This window comes from Candidatus Allofontibacter sp., from assembly GCF_038145245.1.
Taxonomy (GTDB): Bacteria; Pseudomonadota; Alphaproteobacteria; order Pelagibacterales; family Pelagibacteraceae; genus Fontibacterium.
The window spans coordinates 1-2,346 of record NZ_JAYQPI010000065.1 but is presented as its reverse complement, the minus strand read 5'-3'; the positions used below and the strand labels follow the sequence as shown (position 1 = coordinate 2,346).

The 2,346-nt window shown below is 23.0% G+C and carries 4 protein-coding genes; 1 reads left to right on the top strand and 3 read right to left on the bottom strand.

Annotation, left to right across the window (positions count from 1 at the left end; translation table 11 throughout):
• Positions 1–521, top strand: a 521-nt coding sequence (rsmD, locus tag AC8IGH_RS05385) for a 16S rRNA (guanine(966)-N(2))-methyltransferase RsmD (RefSeq protein WP_507419689.1), incomplete at its 5' end; no start/stop codon positions are given.
• Here the strand turns inward: rsmD and AC8IGH_RS05380 are convergent.
• The 3 genes from AC8IGH_RS05380 to lspA form a co-directional block, all read right to left on the bottom strand.
• The gene (locus AC8IGH_RS05380; RefSeq protein ID WP_507419688.1) at positions 510–1,694 is read right to left on the bottom strand and encodes a phosphoglucose isomerase-related protein; all 1,185 of its coding nucleotides are present in this window, start codon (positions 1,692–1,694) and stop codon (positions 510–512) included. The two genes, rsmD and AC8IGH_RS05380, sit on opposite strands and share 12 nt — an antisense overlap.
• A gap of 4 nt (positions 1,695–1,698) precedes the next feature.
• The gene (locus tag AC8IGH_RS05375) at positions 1,699–2,010 is read right to left on the bottom strand and encodes a DUF3035 domain-containing protein (protein ID WP_507419687.1); all 312 of its coding nucleotides are present in this window, start codon (positions 2,008–2,010) and stop codon (positions 1,699–1,701) included.
• The coding region (gene lspA, locus AC8IGH_RS05370; protein ID WP_507419686.1) for a signal peptidase II at positions 2,007–2,346 on the bottom strand (340 nt) is incomplete at its 5' end. The genes lspA and AC8IGH_RS05375, both read right to left, overlap by 4 nt.

Here is a 2,346-nt window from a genome sequence, read left to right as displayed (position 1 = left end):
GCAAATTAATTACTAGACCTCTAAGAGATAGAGTCAAAGAGAGTATATTCAATATATTACAGCACTCAAATAAAATTATGTTTGAATTTAAAAATTCTATAGTTTTAGATCTTTTTTCTGGCTCAGGTTCCTTTGGATTGGAATGTTTATCGAGAGAGGCGGAAAAAGTATTTTTTTTTGAAAAAAACTCTGAAGCTTTTTCTATTTTAAAAAAAAATCTTAATACTCTTAAGATACTAAGCGCAAATGCTATTGCTACTAATGAAGACGTTTCTTTAATTCAGAATAATAAATTATTTAATCAAATTAAACCTAATTTAATATTTTTAGATCCGCCTTTTAAAATAAAAAATATTGATAATATAATAAATGACTTAAAAAAAATTATTAACAAAAAAAATTTATTGGTTATTCATACAAACTCTGAAAACAATATTAATAATAAAGAACTCGATGTTATTGAAGAGAGAATTTATGGCGTTTCTAAAATTTACTTTGCAAAATTAAATCTAACTCAATAAAGAATAAGTCTCTCTTTTGATTGATTCTACAGCTGGCTGGTTAAAGGGATTTAAGTCTAGCGCTTTACACAAAATTGCCGTTTCTAACATTGAATAAACAAGTAAAGAAATAAAACTTTGAATAGGGTTTTTTTGATCAATCAATATTACTCGAAATGGTATCAAATTCTTTTTAAAAACTTTTATCGTTGCATTAAATTGTGCATCAACAATATTATTTAAAGAGTTTTTTTTTAATTTCTGATCAAAATAATCTTTAATTGGCTGGTCAGTTTTATTATTGATTGTTTTAAAGAATGTAAAAAATTTATTTTTCTTTCCATCTAAATAAAGCTGCATGATACTATGATGGTCTTTGGGGCACTCTGATATTATTGGTGTGAAATCATTACCATTCTTACCGATACTCTCTGCTAATAATTGTTGATGCCAATAACCATAATTTAACAAGTTATGAGAATAAATAAGAGATACATGTGAATTTATTTTTGATTTTGTTATTAAAGTTAATAAAGTAGCCGCATTATTAATTAAATTTTTCTTTAAATCTTTTTTAAGAATAGAATTGATACCTTGAATAATTTTCTTATAATCAAAATTAAACATTAAAAGACCTGCCTCTGATAAAACAGAATAACGCCCACTAAGATTTATATTGTGTTCAAAAAATAAAATATTATTTTTTTTTGCAAAATTAAATAAAACACTACTTCTCTCTGAAATAATTATAAAATTTTTAGATATTTGTTTTTTTCTTTTTTTAAAATTATTTAAAATAATATTGCAATTTGTTAAAGTTTCTAAAGTTTGTCCAGATTTAGATATAATAAATATTGAGAATTTGCTTAGATCTTTTTTAATAATATCAATAGCTGCAGAATTATTTAAATTATCTAAAAAATAATAATTCTTATCCAATTCAAAAAAAGAAGAGAGCATTTTAGATCCTAGAACAGAGCCGCCTACTCCTACAATTAATATATTTTTATGTAATTTTTCTTTTAGGATTTTTTTTTTTAAGAAAAGACTTTTTTGAAACTCCTCAGAAAGTGTATTTAAAAAAAAATCTTCTTTGTTTTTAATTAAGTTTTTAAATATCTTAGAGCATTTACTAAAATTATTTTTATAAACTGTTGAATTATTTTTTAAAAAATTAAAAGAATTAATTTTCATTAAACTATTTTATTTTTTCAAGAATACTTTTTTCTAAAGATCCAGACCCCGTTTCTTGTTTATTATCTTTATCTTTTTTATCATTTCCAAGATTCTTATTAAAAACATCTTTTAAATTATCTTTCTCATCTTTTTGATTGCTTTGATTCACGGAGTCAGGTGGTAACAAATCGAAATTAGGAGGCATGCTCAAAGGATTTCTTTTTTCAATTAAAAACTCATCTGGAGTATCTTTTTTCATGCCTAGCCCTTTTTGAATATTTTCACATGAGCTTAAGAATAAAAATAATAAAAATAAATTTATAAATTTTTTCATGTTTTTTTTATTTTAAAAAGATCGATTATTATTAATCCAACAATTCCAATAGTAATAAAAATATCAGCAATATTAAAGGTAAACCAGTGAAAACTCTCATAGTGAAAATCTATAAAATCTGGAACAGAACTATAATAATATCGGTCAAATAAATTTCCTAAAGCTCCTCCTAAAATTATAGAAATAAATATAGACTCTAAATAATTTGACGAATTTAACATCCAATAAATTAAAATTAAATTAATAGCAGTTATAATAATTGAAATAATTGAATAAAAAATATTAGGTTCAATCTGCAAAATTCCAAAACCAATTCCACTATTCCATACTAAAGAA

Excerpts from the sequence above, each read along its gene's own strand:
- AC8IGH_RS05380 (WP_507419688.1), bottom strand. The coding sequence starts at position 1,694 with ATGAAAATTAATTCTTTTAATTTTTTAAAAAATAATTCAACAGTTTAT.
- AC8IGH_RS05375 (WP_507419687.1), bottom strand. The coding sequence starts at position 2,010 with ATGAAAAAATTTATAAATTTATTTTTATTATTTTTATTCTTAAGCTCA.